Source organism: Kocuria rhizosphaerae, assembly GCF_044462265.1.
Taxonomy (GTDB): domain Bacteria; phylum Actinomycetota; class Actinomycetes; order Actinomycetales; family Micrococcaceae; genus Kocuria; species Kocuria rhizosphaerae.
In genome coordinates this window covers 1-23,531 of the sequence record NZ_JBISWL010000044.1, presented here as the reverse complement: position 1 = coordinate 23,531, position 23,531 = coordinate 1, and the positions used below count along the sequence as shown (strand labels likewise).

Below are 23,531 nucleotides of genomic sequence, written 5' to 3'. Positions count from 1 at the left end.
ATCCTCCGGGTTGGCCGTGGGATCCGTGCGTGCGGTCGGACCTCTCCGCCCATGGCCGTCGATGAGGGCCGGTGGTCATGAATCATGCAAACGCAACGAATACTTTTGTCCAGGCTACCCCGAAAGCAAGTGTGCTGGCCACTTTTCGTGACCCACCACGACAGGAGGCACCTGCCGTTCAGCTGGTCAACAGCCTCCCGGCGCGGTAGTGGGCCGTCACACCGCGGGAGAAGCGCTGACGGACCTCTCCGCCGACGTGGTACTCGTCGGTGAGCGGCCATCCCCACCCCCGCTCGTAGCCGGCCCGCACCCAGGCCCGGCCGATCGCCCCGTACTCCTTCACCGCGTGCGCCCCGGTCGCGGGACTCCACAGGACCTTGGTCGCCCGGCCGTCGCGGACGAACACCTGGTAGACCCCTCCCGGGACTCCTCGCTCGTCGGTGGCCGGCCATCCCCAGCCCCGCTCGTAGTCGGCGCGCATCCAGGCGCGGCCGATCGCCCCGTACTCCTTGACCGTGTGCGCCCCGGTCGCGGGCGACCACAGGAACTTGGTGCCCTTCCCGGCCTTGCGGAACACCTGGTAGGCCCCGCCGTGGAGGGCCCGCTCCGGGCTGGTCGGCGCACCGTAGACGGCGTGGCCGCCGCCGGCCGTGTACTTCGCCCCGATGGCGCCGCCGACGGCCGGTACGGCCGTGGTGGACGTGGTCGTGTCCGTCCCGGGATCCAGCCGCAGCTTGACGATGTCGGTGCCCACGGTCACCCACATGGTCCCCGTGGAGTCGAAGCCGATGTGCCGGTGGGCGCCCGTGAGCACGGTGGCCGTTCGAGCCGAGGCAGGCTCGAGCACTGTGACGGTCCCCCCGGCCAGGTGTGCCAGGCGAGAGGTGCCGGGGAGGCGGGCGAGCGCGGCGTTCTGCCACCCCGCACGCCCGGTTCGGCTGCCGAGCACGAAGGTGCGCAGCGGCGCGCCGTCGGAGACGCGCAGCTCCACGACCGTGTCCAGGGTGGCCACGTAGAGCCTGCCGTCCAGCAGGACGGGACCGTAGAGCTCGGCGGTGCCGGCGAGCGCCCGCGTCCAGTGCAGCGCCCCGCTCCGGGCGTCGGCGGCGAAGACCACGGCGTCACCGGTGTGGTCCGGCGCACCGTAGCCGCCGCGCACCGACGTGGTGCCGTAGACGGTGTGGCCGGACGCGGCGAGCCCCACGATCGACAGCTCCGGGATCAGCTTGTTGTACACCGTCACACGCCCCGTGGCCCGCTCGACGGTGCCGAGGGCGCCGCCGCGGTAGCCGTACTCGGGCACCGTGCCGAAGACCACGTGGGACTCCGCCGAGGCCCACGCGAAGATCCGCGACTGCAGGTGCGAGGTACCCAACGTGGCGAGCCTCCGGTAGGCCCCCGCGGCGCTCACGCCCGGTGCCGTCTCGTGCGCTACGACGACGGCTGAGCCGTAGGAGCCGACGTAGAGCGTCCCGCGGTCCGGGACCATGCCCTCGATCTGGCTGATCCCGGCGGTGGCCGCGGAGTGGGCGAACGCCCCCGTGGCGAGGGCCGTGGCGCACAGCCCGTCCCCCCGGAAGCCTCCGGCGTAGGCGGTGTCCGTGGCCGGGTCGACGACCATCGACGAGGTGTCGAGGGTCGTGAGGCTGACCGCGCAGTCGACCCGCGGGCGGACGTCGCCGCCGGGCGAGACGGGCACCGCGGACAGGGCGGCATTGCCCGCGCTGACCACCAGGACGGTGTCCCCCGCCAGGCCGGTGTGCCACGTGTGCCGGTCGGGTACCGTGGCGACCGCCTCGGGCGAGAGGACCGCGTCCCCGGGCCGCAGGCGCATGAGCGTGCCCTGGGAATTGACGTAGGCGTGGCCCGCGGCGTCGACCGCGGAGATGCTCCGTCCGGACATCGACGTGGGAGCCGGACCCCACGAGCCGGAGACCGTGTCGTGCACCGAGACCACCTCGGTGCCGGAGCTGTTGTCGTGCCACACGAAGACCTTGCGTCCCCGAGCCGCCGTGCGCAGGACGAAGGAGTTGAGCCCACGTCCGGGGATCGGCACGCGCACCGGTGTCGACGGGGCGTCGACGTCGATCCGGAACAGGTCGGGGTCGGCGGTTCCGGTGCCGGCCCACAGGGTCCTGCCGTCCGGCGAGACGGACAGGCTCCGGACGTAGTCGTTGCCGTGACCGAGCCGGGGCGTGCGGGCGAGCTCCGCTCCGGTCGCCGGGTCCAGGCACACCGCGGCACCGGCGGGGTACGTGCCGGCCCACAGCCGGCCGCGGTGGTCGAGCACGAAGTCGTAGAGACCCGTGACCCCCGAGGGGGCCGTGCCGTAGCGCCGGATCGAACGCCCGGTCACCGACAGGGTCATCAGCGCCGTGCCGGAGGAGAACCAGATCGTTCCCTTGCCGTCGTGGACGAAATTCCCGCCCGCGCTGCCCGGCGTGGAGGCCTTGTAGTGCAGGGCGCCCGTGGCCGCGTCGAAGACCTGCACCGTGTCCGTGCCGTCGCCGGTGTTGGTGCTCATGAGATAGTGCTTCGAGCCCACGGTGAGCACGCCCACGCCCGTGGACGAGGTGAGGTTGAAGGTGCGGAACAGGTCGCGGTGGCGCCCGACGACGGTGCCCCTGAGCGGCAGCGGCGTCGTGTCCGCCCGGCTTCCCAGCACGACCGCTGCCTCGGCGGGTCCGGCGGTGGCTGCGGCACCTCCCACCGCGGCCGTCGCCCCGAAGAGAGCCGCCGCCCCGAGCAGGCGGCGGCGCGGGACGCCCTCGATCCGGTCGTCCGCGGACGTGACTGGTGTGCTGTGCATGCGAGTCCCCCGATTCGCTCGTGCGCCGGCGCCGGCGGATCCCCCGATCCACCGTTGCCTCCCCCGCCGCGGACCCCCGTCCGCGGCTCTCCCCGCCGGCCGGCGACGGCGGGAACGGGATGCCCATGTTTTTGCATCCGTAAACATCAGACCCCATGGCGTGTCCTCCGCGGAACCCCCACAAGCGGGGACGCCTTCCTCTCGGCGGCCACCGAGGCATCGTGGATCGGCCTCAGGTGGTCCAGGTCCTCCCGGCCCGGTAGTGGGCCGTCACGCCTCGCGAGAAGCGCTGACGCATCTCGGACCCGTGGGCGTACTCGTCCGTCACGGGCCAGCCCCAGCCGCGCTCGTAGCCCGCCCGTACCCATGCGCGTCCGATCGCCCCGTACTCCTTCACCGCGTGGGCGCCGGTGCCGGGGCTCCACAGGACCTTGGTCGCCCGCCCGTTGCGGACGAACACCTGGTACACCCCGCCGGGGACGGGCCGCTCGTCGGTGGAGGGCCAGCCCCAGCCGCGCTCGTAGCCGGCTCGTATCCATGCCCGCCCGACCGCCCCGTACTCCTTCACCGCGTGGGCGCCGGTGCCGGGGCTCCACAGGACCTTGGTCGCCCGCCCGTTGCGGACGAAGACCTGGTAGGCCCCGCCGGGGAGGGGCCGCTCCGCCGACGTGGGCCCGCCGTAGCCCGCGAGGCCGCCGGCGGCCCAGTACTTGGCGCCGATGGCGCCGCCGACCTGTGACGCGCTGACCGTCTCGTCCAGACGCAGCTTGACGATGTCGTTGCCCGTGCTCACCCACATCGCCCCGGCGGAGTCGAATGCGATGTGGCGGTGAGCCCCGGTGAGCACGGTCGCGGATCGGCCGGTGGCGGGATCCAGGACGGTCACGGTGCCCCCCGCCAGGTGCGCGAGCCGGTCGCTGCCGGGGACCGCCACGAGTTCGGCGCTCTGCCACGCGGGCCGGGCGCTGCGGGAGCCGAGCACGAAGGTGCGCAGCGGGCGGCCGTCGCCCGGCCGGAGCTCGACGACGGTGTCCAGGGTCGCGACGTAGAGTCTCCCGCCGAGCAGCACGGGACCGTAGAGCTCCTTGGTGCCGGACAGAACCCGCTGCCACACCACCTTCCCGGTGGTCGTGTCGAAGGCGAAGGCCACCGCGTCCCCCGGGTGGTCGCCGATGCCGTAGCCGGCGCGGCACGAGGTCGACCCGTAGACGGTGTTCCCCTCCGCCGTCAGACCGACGATCGACAGCTCGGGGATGATGTTGTTGTAGACGTGGACGGCACCGGAGGAGCGGTTGACGACACCCAGTGCCCCGCCCCGGTGCCCGTACTCCGGAACCGTGCCGAAGACCACGTGGGAGGTGGCTGCGGCCCAGGCGAAGATGCGCGACTGCAGGTGGGAGTCGCCGAGCTTGGCCAGACGCCGGTACGCCCCGGGGTCCTGCACCCCCGGGGCGAGCTCGTGCTCCACGATCACGGCCGAGCCGTAGGACCCCACGTACAGCTTCCCTGAGTCCACGAACATGCCCTCGATCTGGGCGATGCCGGCGCTCGGCGCCGAGTGGGCGAACTCGCCCGTGGCCAGACTTGTCGAGCACAGCCCGTCGCCCCGGTAGGCCCCGGCGTAGGCCGTGTCGGTGGCGGGGTCGATGACCAGCGACTGCGTGACCAGCGGGACCGGGACGACCTGGTAGTCCACCGGAGCCGCGGGCGTGATCGTGCCGCCGGCCGCCGTGAAGCGCCCGGCTCGCAGCACGGACGGGCCCTCGTCGACGAGGTAGAGCGTGGAGCCGGCCAGGGCGGTGTGCACCGTGTTCGACGGCACCCCGGTGGCCACGGTCTCGACCGACAGCACCTCGTCGTCGGGACGCATCCGCACGACGCTGCCCTTGGCGTTGGCGTAGACCCAGCCCGCCGCGTCCGGGACGGACACGGACCACCCGGCGATGGCGGTCGGGCAGGCGGACCAGCTCCGGGTCACGTCGTCGTAGACGGAGATCGTGCTCTTCCCGGCCGCGTCGTCGTGCCAGACGAAGAGCTTCCGGCCCCGGGCCTGGGTGCGCATGATCATGGAGGGGACCCTGCGGCCGGGCAGGTCCACCCGTACCGGCGCGGAGGGCTCGTCGACGTCGATGCGGAACACGGCCGGGTCGGCGGTGCCGGTGCCGGCCCAGACCGTCCGGCCGTCGGGCGACATGGAGACACCGCGGGCGTAGTCGTTGCCGCTTCCCAGGACCGGCGTCCGGGCCAGCTCCTGGCCCGTGACCGGGTCGATGCACACGAGCCGTCCTGCCGGGTAGCTGCCGGTCCACAGCCGGCCCCTGTAGTCGAAGTGGAACTCGTAGGCGACGAGGATCCCGGGTCCCACGGTGCCGAACTGACGAACCGATCTGCCGGGGATGGACAGGACCATGAGGATCTTGTCCACGCTGAAGTAGATGTTGCCCTTGCCGTCGTGGACGAAGTTGCCGGCCGGCTTGCCCGGCGTCGAGGCCTTGAAGTGCAGCGCACCGGTGTCCGCGTTGAAGACCTGGAGCGTGTCGATCCCGTCACCGGCGTTGACGGTGACCATGTAGTTGGTGTCCCCGACCCGGGCCACGCCCACTCCGTGGGAGTTGGTGAGGCTGAACGTACGGAAGACGTCGCGGTGCCGGCCGACGACCGTGCCCCGGAGTCCCAGCTCACCGGACGGTGCCCTTTCCCCGAGAACGACGGCGGCCGACGCAGGAGCGGCGCCCGTGACGGCGCTCGTGACGACGGCCGCGGCCGATCCGGCCAGAGCCGTGGCTCCGAGCAGTCTGCGACGGGACAGCGTCCCGGCCCCGCTGGTTCCGGACGTGCTGCGATCCTGTTGCATGCCACTCCCCCTGGTCCCCCCGGGAAGCGCGCGGATCCCCCGACCCATACTCCGCTCCCCGTACCGCTGGTCCCCCGACCAGCGGTGCCGGATGCACTCATTTGCATCCGTAATCATGAAATCGCATGTGCGTCCGCCGGAGAACCCGCACAACCGGGGACGTGGCCCGAGCGGTTCCGAGCGTTGCCGCTGGTCGGCTTCCGTCATGTGGGCCGATCGGGGTAGCCGGTCCTGTCGGTGACGGGCGCGATACTGGTGACCGGTCGGCCGCCGGGCCGGTCGTGGCGCAGAACAGGAGGAATGCGAGCGCATGGGCCTCATGACGCCGCTGCAGAACCGGCTCCGGACGACGTTCGCGGGACAGGCGGACCGTGTGCCCGAGTGGGAGCTGGCGCTCGCCGAGGGCGAGGACGCCGGGTACTTCCGGCCCGGCTCGGCCGTGTGGGCCGTGCACGGATCCATGGCCTCCATCCCCGCCGGCGTGCGGGCGCTGCTCACCCAGGCCCTCCACCCGGGGGCCCTGGCCGGTGTCATGGAGCACTCCGACTACCGTCGGGATCCGCTGGGTCGGCTGGCGGGGACCATTCGGTGGATCTTCACGGTCACCTACGGGGACACGACAGCGGCTGAGTGCGCATCGGCGCATGTCCGCCATCTGCACGAGTCGGTGCGCGGCACCTACACCGGCGCCGACGGCCTCGTACGGCCCTACGCCGCGAACAACCCCGTTCTGGCCGAGTGGGTGCACCTGGCGTTCACCGATGCCTTCCTGCGCTCCCACCAACGGTGGGGCGGGGAGATCCCCGGCGGGCCGGACGCGTACGTGCGGGAGTGGGCCGTGGCCGGCGAGCTCATGGGCGTGATGGACCCGCCACGCTCCGAGGCCGAGCTGGACACCCGGCTGCAGGACTTCGGCCCGCAGCTCACCGGCGGTCCCCGTGTCGACGACGTGGTGCGCTTCCTGCGCCGCCCGCCCCTGGACCCCTTGCTCGTACCGGGGTACCGCGCACTGTTCGCGGCCGTGGTGGACTCGCTGCCCCAGGAGCGTCTGGAGCTGCTGGGATTGAGATGCCCGCACTTGGGGTCCGTGCCGCTGCCGACCAGGCAGGTCGCCGGGCTCACCCTGGCCGTCGTCGGGAAGGCCCTGGGCGAGAGAAGGCCGAGCGAGACGGCTGCGCGGCAACGCCTCGCTCGCCTCGGGCGACTGTAATCGGGGCTTTCCGGCCGGGTCCCGTCCGTGCCCCGCCGCAAGCCTGCCCCACCCTGGACACGCACTGCGACGGCTGCGGCCAACAGGCTCCGTCCCCAGGCTGGGACGACGACGTTCCATGTCGGGAGCAACACAGTACCCAGCCCTGACCTGCGGCCGGGGCCAGATCACCTAGACTGGGCACGCCAGCCACCCCCAGCGGGCCCCCGTCCCGTACCCCCGAAGAGGCGGTTCCCCCCCCATGCCCACGATCATGCCCATCTACGGAACACGCCCGGAGGCCATCAAGATGGCGCCGATCGTGAAGGCACTGCAGGGCTCCCCGGACTTCGAGTGCGTGGTCACGGTCACCGGGCAGCATCGACAGATGCTGGACCAGGTCAACGAGATCTTCGAGATCGTCCCGGACCACGACCTGAACATCATCCAGCCGCGCCAGACGCTCAACGGGATCCTCACCCGCACGGTCGAGGGCCTGGAGGCGCTCTTCGCCGAGAACGCCCCGGACGCCGTCGTCGTCCAGGGCGACACCACCACGTCGACCGCCGCGGCCGTCGCCGCGTTCTACCGGGGCATTCCGGTGATCCACGCCGAGGCTGGCCTGCGCTCCTTCAACCTCCTCTCCCCGTTCCCCGAGGAGGCCAACCGGAAGCTGACCTCCCAGATCACCTCCCTGCACCTTGCGCCCACGGCCACCTCCAAGGAGAACCTCCTGCGGGAGGCCATCGCCGAGGAGGACGTGGTGGTGACCGGCAACACCGTCATCGACGCCCTGCTGCACACCGTGGCCAAGCAACTGCCGTTCACCGATCCTGTGCTCGAGCAGATCGCCGATTCCGGGCGCAAGGTCCTGCTGGTGACCACCCACCGGCGGGAGAACCAGGGCGAGGCCATGCGCGGGGTCGGACGGGCCCTGGCCCGGATCGCCGAGGCCGAGCCGGAGCTGACCATCGTGCTGCCGGCCCACCGCAACCCGGTGGTGCGCGAGGCGGTGCTGCCCTCCCTCGTGGGTCAGGACAACGTCGTGGTCACCGAGCCGCTGGCCTACGGGGAGTTCACCCGCATGCTCTCCGTGGCCGAGGTGGTGCTCACCGACTCCGGCGGGGTGCAGGAGGAGGCCCCGTCGCTGGGCAAGCCCGTGCTGGTGATGCGCGAGAACACCGAGCGTCCCGAGGCCGTGGACGCCGGCACCGTGAAGCTCATCGGCACCGACGAGGAGCGGATCGTGGCCGAGGTCGACGCCCTGCTCAACGACCCGGACGCCTACGCGGCCATGGCCAACGCCGTGAACCCCTACGGCGACGGCCGGGCCGCCGCCCGCAGCCTGGCCGCCATCGAGCAGATGTTCGGCCTCGGCGAGCGGATCGAGGACTTCGCCGGCGCCGCGGCAGTGCGCTGACCCCGGTCCCGGACGCTCATGGCAGAGACCATCGTCATCCCACTCGCCGACCTGCGCGGCTTCGACGCCGGCCGGCTGACGCCGGACGAGCACCACCGGCTCGACGTGGTGACGGACTACTTCACCATCTCCCTGCTCGTGGTGCCCCGCCGCGGCGCGGAGGGCCTGGTCGTGCTCAACAACGGCGCCGTGGACCAGGAACGGGCCGCCGGGGCCCCGGTGTTCCAGCGCTCGACGTGGAGCCGCGAGATCCGCCACCACCAGATCTACGTCCACGACCCTGCCACGGGAGCCCCGGACTTCCTTTCCCTCGGGTGGGGACAGATGTCCCCCGACAAGTGGGCGGCGTTCTACATCGGCCGGGTGGTGCGCGCCCTAGCGGTCCAGCTCGGTGTGCGCGAGGCCCGGAACAGGGCCTACTTCGGGTCCTCCGCCGGCGGCTTCATGGCGCTGGCACTGCTCGCCGACGACGAGGGGGCCAGTGCGATCATCAATAACGCCCAGTTCGACTGGACCCGGTGGATGGCCACCGGCGTGAACGCTCTGCGGCATGCCCGTTTCGGCGGGATGCTACCGGCCGACATCCGGGAGAAGCACCCGCTGACCGCCAACGTCCTGAACCTGCTGGCCAAACGGGCGCGTCCGCTCCGGATCGACTACCACGTGAATGTGGCATCCACACACGACCGGAAGCAGGATCTTCCCACGTTCAACGCCTTCGTGGCGCAGAACCCCCGGCTGTGCGCCGACGTGAGGGTGCACCACTACTTCGACAAGAGTGCGGGGCACAATCCGTTGTCGAAGGACAGGACGTTGCATCTGCTTCATGAGGCCTTCGCCCGCTCCTGAAGTACGGTCGCAGGGAGCTTGCCGCCATTCGACCGCTTTGATCCGGATCAGGTTCAGCCTTGGGGCATGAACGCGGCGGATATGAGTTCCCGTTGCCTCATCTTCAGGTCGAAGACTTGCGACATGTCCGGCTGCGGAGCAGACACGATGTCGGCGGCAATCCGCGCGACGTCTCCACGGAGCGTCGCACGTGAGACGTTGAGCCCGTACGAGGAGTAGTAGTCCTCGAACTTGAAATCCCCCCCGTACACCTTGTCAGTCAGGACGAACGGTGCGACAGGGATCCCGTAGGCATGGCTGAAGATGCATCCGTGCAAGCTGGTCGAGGCGATGGACCGGTACCGGCTCAGCTGCCGGACGAATGATTCGAGGGGGGCGTAGTTGTCGACGATGTGCTGGACGTGGTCGGGGTACTTCTGTGCGAATGCCTCACGGTCCACGTCATGGACGATGAAACCCAGGGGCTCGGGTCTCCTGCAATGCGGGAGCGGTTCGATGTCGGACACCAGGAGCCCCGGGTCGCCGATCACTTCGGGCCTGTGGTGCGGGGAGTCACGTTGGATCAGCGCCTTGGTCAGGAAGCCTCTGACTCCCGTGATGGCGAGATCGGGGTCGTACCGTCGGGAGTTCCCGTTGATGAGCCCCCCTCCGATGATCCGGCACTTCTTGTCGACCAGGGCGGCGATCACGGATCCGACGAGAGCCACGGTGTGCTCGTCGATCCGCTTTGCGTCGCGCATGCCGATGCGCTCGTACGCATTCGGTCCGATCATCCAGTCGGCGATGTGGAAACCCATCTTGTCGCCGAGGTTCCCGTCCTCGCGGTTGACATAGGACATGTGAGCGTAGACGGACGTGGTCATGCTCCTGCCCCCTCCTGAGCGATGTTCGCCGTCAGGAGTCCATCGACGACGCGGAACCGTACTGTTGCTGACGAAGCCGCGCGCTCGATACCGAGGCACAGACTCGAGGCACTCGTGCGCTCCCCGCGGTTGAGGACTGCACCGGGATAATTCGGCAGGTTGGGCAGGATCGACGTGGCGATGAGAGCCTCTGCCGCACGCACCCCGATCCGCAGAACGGGGGCCTCGAAACACTCTCCGTACTTGACGCTGCGCCACCCCTCGATGTGGTCTGCGGAGCGCCGCCCTTCGACGACCTCGAAATAGAGGGGGGCTGAAGCGGCCACGGCCAAGGTGGCAAGGTGCTTGCCTCTCAGATAGATCAGCGCATTTCGGTCGTCGGTCCGCACTATGGCACCCGCCGGCAGCTGCCAGAGCTGCACGGTTTCCGAATGAGTGTGGGGACGGACGTGGTCGGCCACGACGATGCCGCGTCCGGGCCGGTCGTGCACGACGGCACGTTGCCAGACACTTCCTTGCCGTTCCTCGCGCCGGACCACAGTCGTTTCGTACCGGTCGCTGCTCCACGAGCTCACAAGGTCGGTGGGAGCGTCCGGATCGAATTCGTCCGCGAGGAACGTCACCGTGTTGTGGGTGCTCTGCGACTTGAAGTAGATGCTCATCGGTTGGGTGTCGTAGCGGTACCGGCCTCCTTCCGGGTGGAGCTCGACGCCTCCGTAGTTGATCGTGACGCTGCCTCCGTCCTGGTGCGCGTGCGTGTGCGCGTTCTGTGCGGGACCGAAGCGCAGAGAGTAATGGAGTACGTCCGTCATGTCCTCGACGTCCCAGTGGGTACGACCGAATGCGTAGCCGGCGTGCTCGTAGACCTTGTACAACTCGTCGGGTCGTTGTCCGGACTCGCCCTTCGAGTTGATGTAGTCGAGGACCGGCACGGAAAGTCGCGGCACCGCCGTGCGGTCCGAGTCTCCGAACTGCACGAGAACACGGTTGGTCTGGAAGGCGTGGGCCAGGAACTCCGGCATCAGGTCCACCCGGTCGAATTCCGGACCGTGGTGGATGCCCGCCGCCCGCGCGTGGTCCAGCGCCTCCTTGTACCAGTTGTAGTTGTTGATCTGGTACTGGATCGCCCCGTCGTCCGCGACGCCCTTGAGGTCGACGTTCTCGAGCAGGAGCTTCTTGAGGCGGTGGGTGGCCATCTCCGTCCATGTCGGCTCGCCCATGATGTGCCCGGCCGTGATGAGGCCGTTGTGGATGTGAATGATGTGGTTGCCGATCTGGTGCCCGAAATCCTCGGGGGCCATCCGCCGGCCGTGCTCTGCGATGCAGTCCACGATCCACTCGTCCTCCCCGATCGTGTGAAGGACACCCGCCAGGATGAGGACCCGCAATCCCGCACCCATGTCGTACCAGGCGAAGCGCGACACCTTGGCGGTCGGGTCGGCGGTGTGGGTCTCGTGCCAGGACCGCGCCACCGCGGTGTAGGCGTCCAGGTACTGCTGCTCCCCCGTCGCGTCGTAGGTTCGGCGCAGCACGTCGATCCAGCGCAGGGAGTGGTAGCTGAACTGCCAATTGTTGTCACGGAAGGGATTGGCGTGCCAGTCCGGGGCTGCGAGGTCGATCGCTGCCGCAGGATGGTTGTCCAGACGCAGGGTGCCGTTCAACAGGTCGTCGGCGACATGGCGGTCGTTCCCGCGCGCGCGGAACAGCCCCCCGAGCATGTGCTGGGCGGCGATCTCGGTCCGGGCGGCGCTCATGCGGTGCTCCCCTGGGTGGCGGGCAGGGCAGGGACAGTGAACGACGCCCTTCTCAGGACGTTGCCGAAACCGTCCTGGACGGTGACCAGCACCTCGGCCTCGCCTGGGATCGTCTCGGGCACCATGTACTCGTAGGACCCCACGCTGTAGCGCTGCACGTGGCGCCGCCGTCCTGCGACCGTCGTCTCGAACTCCGCGGCGATCCCGCCAAAACGCTCGCGGTAGCCGAGCAGGCGCACGGCCAGGCGTCGTTTGTCCTGCTCGATCCGAATCCGCCCCGTCACACGTGCCCCCCAGTTCGTAAGATCCCGTGGGCGCGTCTGTGGCGACCAGAAGACACGGGGAAAGAGCTCGGTGGCGTCCAGGTACTCCACCGACTGCCGCGCCGTCCAGTCGTCATCGGTGACCGCCCGCAGAGCGCGCACCACGGCGTCCTTGTGAGGGGCAGGGTGGCCGTGACCGATCTCCGGGAACCACACCACATGCTCGTCGTCCTGAGCGTGAAGGCCGTCCCCGACCCGCACGTAGCCGAAGGCGTGGAGGTAGGGGACGCAGTGGGAGACCACGTGCCAGTCGTCGTGGTTCTGCAGGTACACCAGCCGCCGAGGACGCTGGCGCGGCAGGAACGCCCTCGGGAGCGAATGCACCTGGTTGTGCCGTCGGAATGCCTGGCGGGCATGCGTCTTCCAGTCGGGTTGTGCCATGCGGCCCGCGATCTCGGGGAAGCTGCTGCGTACGTAGTGCTGCACGTACCCGGGCCAGTACTCGAGCAGGTCCGTCTGCGGGTTCCAGACGAATACCGATGCGGCGGAGCCGAGCATGTGCCCGAGCGTCAGTGCGGCGAAGCCGCCGGCCGAGCCACCCACCAACCACAGATTGCGCTGGGCGCGCGCCAGAGGGCGGAGGACCCGGAAAATGTCCCGCTGGGCGTTGTGCGTCTGACTGCCGACGTACCAAGCAATGGATAGGTCCTCGGTGTGGGCCAGCGAGGGGTCCGAGATCGCCACGAAGGGCCACCCCGTCTCCTGGGCGATGCCACGGCCGGACAGGAACGGCGGGCGGCGCTGGTCCCGCTGGGTGACTGCGCCGTTGAACACCACGAGGACCGGGGTGGTCGCCGACCGGAACGGGTTCCCGGACGTGAGGACGTCCAGATGGCCGCCGTCATCCGTCCGGATCACGTGGAGGCCGTCGGGCTTCGCGGGTGCGTCCCCGAAGGCTCGGATGCTGTCCCAGTCGTGGACGGGCACGTTGTGGGCGTCGTGCCGGCAGGCCTGGGGGTCGCTGAGCGAGGCGAGAGTCGTGGGTGTCATGCTTCCTGGTCTCCGTGGTGGTGCGGTCGGGAACGTCCGCGTGCGGTCATGTGGGCGCGGACTCCTCACGGAGGAAGATGCCGCCCTCGTTGCGGACGAACGCCTTCACCGTGGCGTTCTCCGGCGCGTCCGGGAACACGCCGGAGCCGGTCCTCCCGTAGGCGCGCACCCCGACCCTCCGCCCGTCCTGCAGCAGGTAGAAGCAGATCTCGGCCCCCGGCAACCGGAGGGACTCGAAGTTCGTGCTGTACCGGACAGAGCCGTCCGCGGCGCGGGCGGCGCGTACCAGTAGGTTCTGCCCGAACGTCCCGAACTCGAGCTCCGGCTCGACCTCCGGGAGTGCCTCCGAGCCCACGGCGGCAAGCTCGTCCACGCCCCCGGTGCGGAACGTGCCGAAGGTATGGGCCACGTGGAAGTCCTTCCGATAGTTGGAGAGGTTGCGTCCCCACCGGAGATAGACGAAACCGGGCCGGTTGCCCTTGACGTAGCGCAGGGTGATGCCGCGCTCGGCCAGGCGCGCGGCCATCTCGTCGTCCAGGATCTCGGGCGCGGACCACGGCGAGAGCGTGGCCAGGTCCTGGACGCTCGGATGTTCGACGCTGTAGAACTTGTCCCCGGTCAGGGTTCGCCGGAGCGAGACGACGTCCACCTCCACTCCGTCCGGCGTGAGGTATCCGACCAGACAGTTCACGGGCCCCAGGGCGAGGACCTTCGCCTCCGGGAACAGCCGGTGTCCCTCACTGGCGATCCTGTGCAGTTCGGCCGCGTGCTGAGGCAACCACAGGTCGTCGTCGTCCACGGCGACGCGGATGACGGTCCGGTACACGGAGTGGTCCACGTACAGTTGTGCGTCCTGGAACAGGCGGTCGCGATACGGGGCGTGCTTGTTAGGACTCTTCAGCCGGTCCACCCCCTGACCTGCCGGGTAGCCCTCGGGCGGATGCGCGTACTCCCAGATTCGGACGACCATGCGGGGCGGCAGCTCCGTCTCGTCGATGATCGACCAGGCGTGGTCGATCCACCGGCGCTTGTCCGAGGACATGTAGATCGTGACCAGCAGCTCCAAGTCCTCCGGGAGCTCCTGGCGCAGCACGCTGCGCAGCGTGTGTGCGAACCGCCGGAAGTACTCGGCCAACACTTCGGGGTCCTGCTCGTTGTCACAGAACATGGACTCCAGGATCATCAGGTCCGTGCCGGCGCTCATGGGCGGGCCTCCCCGGCCAGCACCTCGGTGGACGCCTGCCCATCCGCGCCGGCCACACGATCGATGACCTCGAGCGGCGAGTCCGGATCGGCCGAGTCCTGTTGCTCCACACGAATGTCGTAGAAGGTCGCCAGCTCGAGCAGCAGCGCCTTGCACTCCTCCCTGTCCTGGGCGGCCACCTGCTTGTTGAACTTGTTGACGAACCAGCCCTGGAAGTAGGCGTCCGCCCGGGTGCGGCAATAGGCCTCGTACAGCCCGTCCTGGCGGAGCCACGCGGAGCGGGCCCGCTCTAGCGGGAGGTACTTGCGGAAGAAACCGGGACCCACGGTGTTGACCATCGAGTTCGCCACGGCCCCGTAGTAGATGTGGATGGGCATCCGGACGGTGTCGATCCGCCGGGCACGCGTGAGCATCTGTTGGAACGCCATGGAGTCCTGGCCGAGAGCTCCCACGGGCTGGTGCAGGCCGATGGCGCGCAGCCATGCGGTGTCCGCCACGAGGGCCTGAATGCTCATGGGCTGGAAGCCTGTGCGCTCGAGCACGTCCTCGGGCACGAGCTTGCCCCCCACCGGGTCCTCCTCGAGGACGGGGTCGAGGACCTGGGCGTTGTGCACGTAGCGCCTCCAGGTCGAGAGTTTGAGCATGTCACCGATGGCGAACTGGAGCCTCAGGTCACGCGCCTGTTCGAGCAGCACCCGGAATCCGTCGTTGACGGCCTCGTTGTCCGGATCCAGATAGGTGAGGTACGGCGCGGTGGCCATGGCCAGACCCTGGTTGCGGGGGCGTGACGCGCTGCCGGAGCCGCCGGTCTCGTTGAACCGGGCCCGGACGTTGGGGTGCCGGGCGGCGAGCTCCTCGACAACCCGGGCCGTGGCGCCGTCCGTCGAGCCGTCGTCGATCAGCAGGATCTCCATCCGGTCGAAGACCGTGGAGCGCTGCAGGGAGCGGAAGCACTTGTGCTCGAGGTGCTGGCCGTTGTTGTACACCGGAACGACCACGGTCAGCTCGGGGGCGGCGGCCGCCACGGTCACGCCGGTGGCGGGGGCGGTGTTCACTCCGAAGGGGTCCACGGAGTAGCCGGAACCGGTGATCTCGGCGCCGACCACGTACTGCTCGAGGGCAGGCCCGTCCGCCCACAGGGCGCTGCGGTGGCGGTCGTGGGCCAGCCCCACGGGTTCGTGGTCCTCGACCGATACCACCCGTCCGGGCTGCTCGTAGCCGTTCTTGGCCACGAAGTCGACGTCCGCGTATGCGAAGCCGTTGACGAGGTCCTGGACGTAGTGACCGGCGTACTCGTACCGGGAATCAACGGGGACGACGACGTCGAACTGCGCCTGCCGCCGCCGCAGGTCCTGCTTCCGGAGCACCTGGATGCCTCCCAGGGACTGCCGCTGCGCCAGCTCGTGAACTGCGGGGGTGATCTCCTCGGCCGTGACCGCCACGCGCGGCCGGGTCGGGGCGGTGGGCAGCCCGACGGTCCGGAGGATCTCCCCCATCCTGTCGTGGGCGAGGTGGTCGGTGAACACCCGGCGCAGCCCGCTCATCTGGCTCCGGTAGAGCTCCTCGCCCTGCATCGAGCCCAAGATGGGAGGAACCTCCGCCGCGTCGTCCACGAGCTGGACCTCGGGGAAGAGGTCGTTGACGGCCATGTTGTAGTTGGACAGCACGAACCCGCCCATCGCCTGCAGCTCCACGGCGCGGTTGGCGAACATCGTGGGGCTGTAGACGACCGAGTTGAGGTTGAGGTGGACGTCGGTCATGCGCTGGATCCGCATGAGGTCCGCGTGGTCGACTCCCGGCCCGATGCAGGAGAGGTAGCCCTCGGGGAAGAAGTACCTCGGGTCCCCCAACCGGCTGTTGCGGTCGAGGATGAGCAGGTCCCGCCCGGCGTCGAGCACCCCGTCGAACAGGCGCATGGCGGCCGTCTTTCGGGCGGGGTACTTGTGGTCCAGCCAAGACCCGGCAAAGAGGACCTCCGGGCGACGGACCCGCCGGGAGCCCACGGGGTTGTGCACGAGAGGGTTCACCCCGAAGGTGAGGGAGCGCACGTCGCGGGCGTCGGGGCAGTCCGCACGGTAGTCCGGGATCTTCTCGGCCGCCGAGGTGAACACGTAGTCGGACTCCCGGCCCAGGGATCGGAAGAGCGTGTAGTTGGGCGGGTCCTCCTTCGAGTAGAAGGCGACCGGCACGCCCAGTGACCTGAAGTGCGGGATCACCTCGGTGCGCACGATCCCGGACTCGGAGATCGTGCCGTGCCACTCCTCGAACCGTCCGCGCCACGTGGACGCGATGAGCAGGAGGTCGACGTGCGGTGCCACGTCCCGGAAGTTCTCCGGCGTGAGGTAGGTGAGCTCTGCCGTGCCCTCGAACGTGGACCAGAGGAACGGGTCGGCGATGACCGCCACACGGGACGGGTGGGGGCGAAGGCTGCGTGAACCGAGGTGCACGGGGAGGGTGCGCGCCTGGGCCACGAGCTCGTCCACGAGCTCCGTGCGCAACACCTCGGCGAGCCGGGCGGTGTAGTCCTCCGGGGTGCGGGCGCGCGTCCAGCGGACGGTGTCCGGGTGGTCGGCGAGCTGGGCGCGGAAGTAGGCGGAACGGTAGTAGCCCCGGTCCTGGGACACGGCGCTCTCGCGCTCCCGTAGCTGCTGCAGTCGGTCCCGCACCCGGGTCTTGCGGAGCCGGACCCCGTCCTTGTTCAGGGGGCTCATCGCCGTGCTCCTTGCCGCATCTTCCAGTACGAGCGCTGCACCCGGCCCATGGCCGAGTTCTGCAGGTTCCGCAGGGCGCCGCGGGTCCGCTCCAGCTCCCCCTGCAGTTTCCCGATCTCCTCCTGGCGCTTGCGCAGCTCGGCCTCCAGCCACCAGATCTTCTTCAGGCGGGCGTTGTCCTGCTTCCGGGCCTCGCGGTCCCGCTTCTCGAGGTTCGTGAAGAACGCCAGCTCCTTCTCGTAGGACCTGATCAGCTCCCCGTGCAGTGCCACCAGCTCCGCGGCCTGCCCCTCGAGGACGTCGGCCACGTCCGGGAGCCGTCTCTTGCCGGCCGGCGGTTCGTGCTCGGTCATCGGAGCTCCCTGATCGTTGATCCGTCGGACTCGGCCGGGCGTCCCGTGAGGACGTCGTCGAGCCGGCTGAAGACCGCGGGGCGGTCGAAGGCGGCGCGTGCGAGGTCGCGGGCGCGGTCGGTGAAAGAGGCCCGGGCGGCGGGATCCTCGGCGAGGGCGGCGATGCGCTGTGCCATCTCCGGCACGGACGCGACGAGCCACTCGCGGGGGTAGATCAAGTCCGCCCCCGGCCAGGCGAGGGAGATCGGGGCGGCCCCGGAGGCGGCGCCGTCCGGGAGAGTGAGGTGGAAGGACTCGAGGTCGCTCAGGGAGACCGCCGTGCCGATGCCCCGGTACCACTGCGCCATGTCGTCCCCGTGGCCGTCGAAGACCACGGCCTCGGCCCCCAGGGACGCGTTGAGACGGCCGATGCGCTCGTAGGCCGCGCGGTAGAACGCCATCTCGTCCTCGCGGCGGGCCATCCAGGCGTAGTCCTCCGGGCGCTTGCCCTTGACCCGCAGCCGGAACCGGTCGTCCTGCTCGAGCAGCTGCTCCATGAGGTGCGCCGCGAGGTCGATACGCTTGATCCGGGGAACCATGCCGACCATGCCGAGCACGTGCTCCGCGCCCGGCTCCTTCGGCAGGTCCAGCTCGTCGGCCAGGACGTAGTTGGGCACTACGACCGTCTTCTCGCGCGGCACTCGGTGACTGCGCACGGCCGCGTCCCGCATGAGCTCGCCCACGAACACGTACGCGGAGACCTTGTGGTGGTCGATGCGGCGCAGGTAGGGGCGTCTCAGCTCCTGGGCGTGCACCCGGACCACGAGGCGCTGCCCAGGACGGACGTGCTGGGCGTACCAGACGGCGTTGCCCAGGCCCCACTCGCAGAAGACGGTGTCCGCCCGATCCAGCAGCTCCCGGGAGCGCTCCTCGTCGTGGCGGGCGTGGTCCTCCCACTCGTCGAGCAGGAGAGTAGCGCCCTGCCCCCGCAGGTGCTCCAGCCATGCGCGGGCGAACTTGAGGTCGTGGCCGGCCACGAGCACGGTCCCTGGTGCGTCCGGCGCAACGACGGCGCGCGACGTCCTGGCGTGCTCGCCCGTGGGGTGCTCTGTCGTGGCGGAGCTCCGTGCGGGGGTGACCAGGAGCAGGCCGGCCACGGGGGCGGCACCGGCCGCGGCGGCACGGTTGTCCCCGTGGGCGGTCAATACCCGCGCGTGCACCAGGCCGTTGTCCCGGTCCGCGTGGGCCGTGTCCGCTCCGTCCACCGGCAGGGCCAGCGGCTGCCCCGTCTCGTCCTCGCGCCGGGGGCGGCTCAGCAGCCGGTCCCAGTCACCGTAGCGGGTGGCCGTGAGCAGGTCCTCGGCCCACGTGCGGGCCAGGCCTGCGCGCGCCCGCCCCCACCACGCCACGTCCTGGGGGCGGGCCTCGCCCGGTCCCACGACGAGAGGGACACCGGCGTCGCGAAGGTCCCGGGCTGCGGAGCCGTCGGGGTCCGCATCCGTCAGCAGCACGGCCCGCGGGAGCACCGACTGGGCCGCGACGGCGTCCCGGGCGCCGGTCTCGGAAGGGTCGAGCTCCAGCCCGTAGGACGGCAGCCGCGGCCCGGTCACCGCGAGACCCGCGGTGCGGGCCAGGATCGTCAGCGCCGTGTCCACGGTGTGGGCACGGTGGACGGCGCGCATCTGCAGCCACGCCTCGGCGAGGCGCTCGTCAGGATCCCTGCTCCAGGCGCCGAGCAGCGCGTCCCAGTAGTCCTCGTTGTTCGTGGAGGGGATCACGCCGTCGAAGGTCTCGCTCACGCCGCGTCCCCAGGCCGAGAGCACCACACCGCCGCACGCGGCGATCTCCACCACGCGCCGGGAGAACATCGTCGGCGAGTAGGCCACGGAGTTGACGTTGAGGTTCGCCGTGTGCGCCTTGTAGCTGTCGATCACCTCGTGGTAGGGCAGAGCGCCTCGCACGTCGGCCTGGAAATCGTCCGGGAACCGGTAGGGCGAGTCCGGCATTGCGAGCTGTCGGTCGTACACCGCGAGGCCGTGCTTGCGGGCCGCGCGCAGCAGATTCGCCAACTGCGCGGAGCGGTCCGCGTAGCGCTCACCGTAGTAGGTGCCGGCGTAGGCGATGGTCGGCTCCACCGGGCGGCGGCCGGGTAGGGGGTTGTGAATCGCGGGCTGCGCGTAGAAGGGCAGGGAGGACGCGGTCACGGCGCGACCACCCTCGGTGGTCCGGGCGGTGGCCAGGTAGGGCCGGATCATGTCGGCGTCGGTGGTGAGGACGTGGTCACACCGCACGGCCGTGCGCTTGAACCGCTCGAAGTGGACGGGGTCCTCCTTGTTCCAGAAGACCGTGGGCACGCCGAGTTCGCCGCAGACCTCCAGCACCCGGGCGATCCGTGCGTCCTCCTCATCCGAGTACCAGCCGACGGCGCGGTGCCACTGGCCGCCGTTGCCGTTCCACGCCGACTCCACGAAGAGGAGGTCCAGCCGCTCGGAGCGCAGCTGTTCCTCGAACCGCTCGCCGTCCAGGGATACAACCGTGGCCGACCGGCGCAGGGTCTCGGTGGTGAACTCGTCCGCGATCAGCCCGATCCGCAGTTTGCCCTCCGGCCGGCCGGCAATGACCTCCCGCTCGGCCACGACGCGGCGGTAGACGTCCCGGACGGACTCGCCCAGGAATCGCCAGTTGCGTTCGTCCACGGTCCACAGCCGCCCTGCGCGGCCCATGGCTGCGCGGCGCTCGGGGTCCTCGATGAGCTGCTGCAGAGCGTCGGCCAGGGCTCGGGGGCTGTCCGGAGCGGCCAGGATGCCACGTTCACCGTGCTCCCCCACGATGGCCCGGTGGGGGGCCACGTCCGAGAGCACCACGGGCTTGGCTGCGGCGAAGGCCTCCAGGGGCTTGAGCGGGGAGACCATCTCGGTGACGGGCAGGGATCGCCGAGGGCAGCACACGATGTCGAAGCAACTGAGCAGACGAGGCATCTCCTCGGACGGGCGCCGCCCCACGAAGCGCACGTGACGGCCGAGGTTCTGCTTCTCCTTGTACTCTTTGAGCCGGTTGTAGACGCCGCCCTTGCCGGCGATCGCGATCTGGAAGCCGACCTTGCGCCCGCGCAGGATGCGGGCCGCCTGGAGCATGACCTCGAGACCCTCGTAGGCCACGAGGGAGCCGGCGAAACCGATCACCGGGACGTCCTCCCGCAGGCCCAGGTTCTTGCGGTACTCCGTGTCTGCGGGCAGGGGCTGGATGGCCAGCGGGTCCACTCCGTTGGGCAGGAGTTCGATCTTCTCCGCGGCCACGCCCCGGCGGACGAGTTCGTCCTTCACCTCCTGGGTGATGGCCAGGACGGCGTCCGCCTCCTGGCACACGAATGTCTCCATCTCGGCCTGGGCCGCGTAACGTTCCGTGCCTGCCCAGTCCTCCTTGGCGGAGGCCTCGGTGACCTCCCACAAGCCCCGGACCTCGTAGACGAAGGGCAAGCCGAGGCGGCGTGCGGCGATCAGGGCGGGCAGGCCGTTGAGGTAGTTGGACGCAGCATGCAGCACCGAAGGGCGGCGCAGCCGGGCCTCACGGACGAACCCGTCCGCGGCCACGAGTACGTAGTCGTCCGGGGCGTCGGTGCCGAGGCTCCCCTCGGGCAGGTGGGTGTACTCGACCCCGTCCACCTCGGTGACCCAGCGCCGGGGCCGGGGCTTCACCGCCTCGGTGGTGACGTCCCACGGATAGCCGGAGCGGCCGACCACCGAGACGTCGATCCCGGCCTGCCGCATGCCCGAGACGATCCCCTGGGTCCGGACAGAGTATCCGTTGGAGTGGTACACGGGAGTGGAGTAGGCGCAGTAGAGCACGCGACGACGCTCGGCCAGGTAGGCGGGCCCGGGCGCCCGGGGCGGCACGAGCCGGTGGCACTCGGTGCGCAGTGCGTCCGTGCCCCGGATCCGGTCCGCGAACTGCCGCTGCGTGCTCGTCATGCCGTCGACGAGGTCGGGGTGGGCGTCGATCAGCTCAAGGGCCCGGCCGATGGCGCCGTGCTGGTACCAGAGCCGGTTGACGCAGGCAGCAAGGGACTCCGATGTCGCGTCGGCACGGAGCACCTCCAGTAGTTCATCGAGGGCCATGTCGGACAGTCGACGTGCGGAGAGCCCGACGACCTCGGCCGCCGGTGACGACTTCGGGAGCGAAGGCGTCGCCGCCACGTCGTGCCGCTCCCCCTCCGACCGTTCCTCGCTGAGCGTCGACGCCCCACTGCCTCGCGCAGCGACATGGTCGGCGACGCTCGGGCCGGGGGCAAACTTCGCACTATCGTGCCGAACACGTCGAAAGCGAGAGCTTGGGGTCCGTTCCAGCTCGCGGACTCGGTCCGCGAGCTGCTGCCTCTCGGTCCGGGCGTCATCGAGATCCCGGGACAGCCGATCGATCTCCGCCTGGAGATCGCCGACACGCGCGGACAACTCCTTCTCGGCGCGAGCATGCGCTCGCGCCTTCTTTGTCTGTCGATCCATGTCCCGCCCGAGGCCCGCGGCCTGCGCCCGCCACTTCTTCTCCCCGGCCCTCGCCGCCTCCAGCCGCCGGTACGTCAGTTCAGCGTCGGCCGCGACGTGGCCGAGCAGCTGTCTCCGTAGGTGCAGAGGGTCACGACGTTCGTCGGCATACATTCGGTCAGAACTCCTGAGGAAAGGCGGGGGCACGGACCGGGGCAGGATGCACCGGTGTCGTGCGATTCGGTCAGCGGGTGGTGGCCACGGCCGGCAGGGTGCTGGTGTGCGTGCTGGGAACGGGCAACCGGGCCTGGCGCCACAGGCCTTTGGTGTCCACGACGGTCTTACCGTCGAGGATGCCCTTGGGCAGTCTCGTGAAGTTCTGGTGGTCCACGAGCAGCACGACCACATCTGCGTGCTTGATGGCGTCCAGCACCTCGGCGAAGCGCACGTTCTTCAGACCCTGCAGGGCCGGCGGCAGCTCCGCCACGTGCGGCTCCACGGCCAGGATGGTCCCGTGCGGGATGTCGCGGGCCAGCCGCCGGGTGACCTCCACGGCCGGGGACTCCCGCAGGTCGTCGATGTCGGGCTTGAACGCCAGGCCCAGCGCGGCCACCACGGGGACGTCCATCCCGGCGATGGCCTCCTCGACCTTGGCCACGACCCAGTCGGGCTTGGAGTCGTTGACCTCCCGGGCGGTGCGGATCAGCCGGGACTCCTCCGGGGCGGAGGAGACGATGAACCACGGGTCCACCGCGATGCAGTGCCCGCCCACGCCCGGTCCGGGTTTCAGGATGTTGACCCGCGGGTGGTGGTTGGCGAGCTCAATGAGCTCCCACACGTCGATGCCCAGCCGGTCGGCGATCAGGGACAGCTCGTTGGCGAAGGCGATGTTGACGTCCCGGAAGGAGTTCTCGGTGAGCTTGGCCATCTCGGCGGTGACGTCGTCGGTCTCCAGCAGCTCACCCACGCAGAACGTCGCGTACAGCGCCTTCGCCCGCCGGGTCGCCTCGGGCGTCATGCCCCCGATGATGCGGTCGTTGGTGATCAGCTCCTCCATCACCTTCCCCGGAAGCACCCGCTCGGGGCAGTGCGCCACGTGGATCGCCGGCTTCCCGTCGGACCCGTCCAGGGACAGGTCCGGGCGCAGCTCGATGAGGTGCTCGGCCATCTTCCGGGTGGTCTGCGGCGGGGACGTCGACTCGAGGATGATCAGCTCGTCACCGCGCAGCTGCGGGGCGATGCTGCGCGAGGCCGCCCGCACGTAGGAGAGATCTCCCTCGTAGTTGTCCGTGAACGGCGTGGGCACGGCCACGACATAGGCGTCCCCGTGGGGCATCTGCGTGGTCGCGGTGAGGGTTCCTTCGGCCACCACGCGGGCGAGCTGCTCCTCGAGGCCCGGCTCCACGAAGGGGATCTCCCCGCGGTTGATCTGGGCCACGTTCGTCTCGTTGATGTCCACGCCCACGACCCGGGACCCGTAGTTGGCCAGCACCACGGCGGTGGGCAGGCCGATGTAGCCCAGCCCGACGACGACGACGTTCTGCTGTTCAGACATGGCGTACTTCCTGTGGGGGGTCGGGGGCTGGGGATGGTCAGTGGGGGCCAGCGGGGTGGGGGCATGTAGGCCGATGCAGGGACATCTGCTGTGGAAATCATACGCTGACGTGCGGAAGGCTCTCTCCGAACATGACGATACATCCGCTGGCCAGCACCGACGCATCGCTCACCGACCAGGTGTGTCCCCCCGAGCCCCGG

General features: G+C 70.0%; 14 protein-coding genes. 4 read left to right on the top strand and 10 right to left on the bottom strand.

Annotated elements, in window-relative coordinates; genetic code table 11:
- Window positions 1–178 precede the first annotated feature (178 nt).
- Together ACH9EU_RS05450 and ACH9EU_RS05445 are read right to left on the bottom strand one after the other, a co-directional pair.
- A complete protein-coding gene (locus ACH9EU_RS05450) occupies window positions 179–2,809 on the bottom strand; it encodes an LGFP repeat-containing protein (protein WP_396412927.1) in 2,631 nt (876 codons plus the stop codon).
- A gap of 232 nt (window positions 2,810–3,041) precedes the next feature.
- Window positions 3,042–5,663, bottom strand: coding sequence for a hypothetical protein (locus tag ACH9EU_RS05445; protein WP_396412926.1), 2,622 nt, complete (start codon window positions 5,661–5,663; stop codon window positions 3,042–3,044).
- 310 nt (window positions 5,664–5,973) lie between these two features.
- On the opposite strand from ACH9EU_RS05445, the gene ACH9EU_RS05440 reads away from it, so the two are divergent.
- From ACH9EU_RS05440 to ACH9EU_RS05430, 3 genes are all read left to right on the top strand, one after another.
- Window positions 5,974–6,873: an oxygenase MpaB family protein gene (locus ACH9EU_RS05440; protein WP_396412925.1), complete on the top strand. Its 900-nt coding sequence runs from the start codon at window positions 5,974–5,976 to the stop codon at window positions 6,871–6,873.
- Window positions 6,874–7,114: 241 nt separating this feature from the next.
- Window positions 7,115–8,272: a non-hydrolyzing UDP-N-acetylglucosamine 2-epimerase gene (gene wecB / locus ACH9EU_RS05435; protein ID WP_396412924.1), complete on the top strand. Its 1,158-nt coding sequence runs from the start codon at window positions 7,115–7,117 to the stop codon at window positions 8,270–8,272.
- Between the two features lie 18 nt (window positions 8,273–8,290).
- A complete protein-coding gene (locus ACH9EU_RS05430) occupies window positions 8,291–9,121 on the top strand; it encodes a hypothetical protein (protein ID WP_396412923.1) in 831 nt (276 codons plus the stop codon).
- Window positions 9,122–9,174: 53 nt separating this feature from the next.
- Here ACH9EU_RS05430 and ACH9EU_RS05425 read toward each other — a convergent pair whose 3' ends face one another.
- Genes ACH9EU_RS05425 through ACH9EU_RS05395 form a run of 7 tightly spaced genes read right to left on the bottom strand, consistent with a single transcriptional unit; the run spans window position 9,175 to window position 21,413 of the window.
- Window positions 9,175–9,984, bottom strand: coding sequence for a polysaccharide pyruvyl transferase family protein (locus ACH9EU_RS05425; RefSeq protein ID WP_396412922.1), 810 nt, complete (start codon window positions 9,982–9,984; stop codon window positions 9,175–9,177).
- Entirely contained in the window at window positions 9,981–11,738 is a 1,758-nt protein-coding gene (locus ACH9EU_RS05420) for a heparinase II/III family protein (RefSeq protein ID WP_396412921.1), read from the bottom strand. Before ACH9EU_RS05420 ends, ACH9EU_RS05425 begins: the two co-directional genes overlap by 4 nt.
- On the bottom strand, window positions 11,735–13,051 hold the full coding sequence (locus ACH9EU_RS05415; protein WP_396412920.1) for a hypothetical protein: 1,317 nt from the start codon (window positions 13,049–13,051) through the stop codon (window positions 11,735–11,737). Before ACH9EU_RS05415 ends, ACH9EU_RS05420 begins: the two co-directional genes overlap by 4 nt.
- Before the next feature lie 46 nt (window positions 13,052–13,097).
- Entirely contained in the window at window positions 13,098–14,255 is a 1,158-nt protein-coding gene (locus tag ACH9EU_RS05410; RefSeq protein WP_396412919.1) for a hypothetical protein, read from the bottom strand.
- On the bottom strand, window positions 14,252–16,966 hold the full coding sequence (locus tag ACH9EU_RS05405) for a glycosyltransferase (RefSeq protein ID WP_396412918.1): 2,715 nt from the start codon (window positions 16,964–16,966) through the stop codon (window positions 14,252–14,254). The genes ACH9EU_RS05410 and ACH9EU_RS05405 overlap by 4 nt, the downstream gene beginning before the upstream one ends.
- Window positions 16,963–17,319, bottom strand: a complete 357-nt coding sequence (locus ACH9EU_RS05400; RefSeq protein ID WP_396412917.1) for a hypothetical protein — start codon at window positions 17,317–17,319, stop codon at window positions 16,963–16,965. Before ACH9EU_RS05400 ends, ACH9EU_RS05405 begins: the two co-directional genes overlap by 4 nt.
- Window positions 17,316–21,413: a glycosyltransferase gene (locus ACH9EU_RS05395; protein WP_396412916.1), complete on the bottom strand. Its 4,098-nt coding sequence runs from the start codon at window positions 21,411–21,413 to the stop codon at window positions 17,316–17,318. Before ACH9EU_RS05395 ends, ACH9EU_RS05400 begins: the two co-directional genes overlap by 4 nt.
- 144 nt (window positions 21,414–21,557) lie before the next feature.
- Between ACH9EU_RS05395 and ACH9EU_RS05390 the strand changes: the two genes are divergently transcribed.
- The gene (locus ACH9EU_RS05390; RefSeq protein ID WP_396412915.1) at window positions 21,558–21,917 is read left to right on the top strand and encodes a hypothetical protein; all 360 of its coding nucleotides are present in this window, start codon (window positions 21,558–21,560) and stop codon (window positions 21,915–21,917) included.
- A gap of 103 nt (window positions 21,918–22,020) precedes the next feature.
- Here the strand turns inward: ACH9EU_RS05390 and wecC are convergent, their stop codons facing one another.
- Window positions 22,021–23,331 (bottom strand): UDP-N-acetyl-D-mannosamine dehydrogenase, encoded by a 1,311-nt coding sequence (wecC, locus tag ACH9EU_RS05385; protein ID WP_396412914.1) that lies wholly within the window; start codon window positions 23,329–23,331, stop codon window positions 22,021–22,023.
- Between the last annotated feature and the right edge of the window lie 200 nt (window positions 23,332–23,531).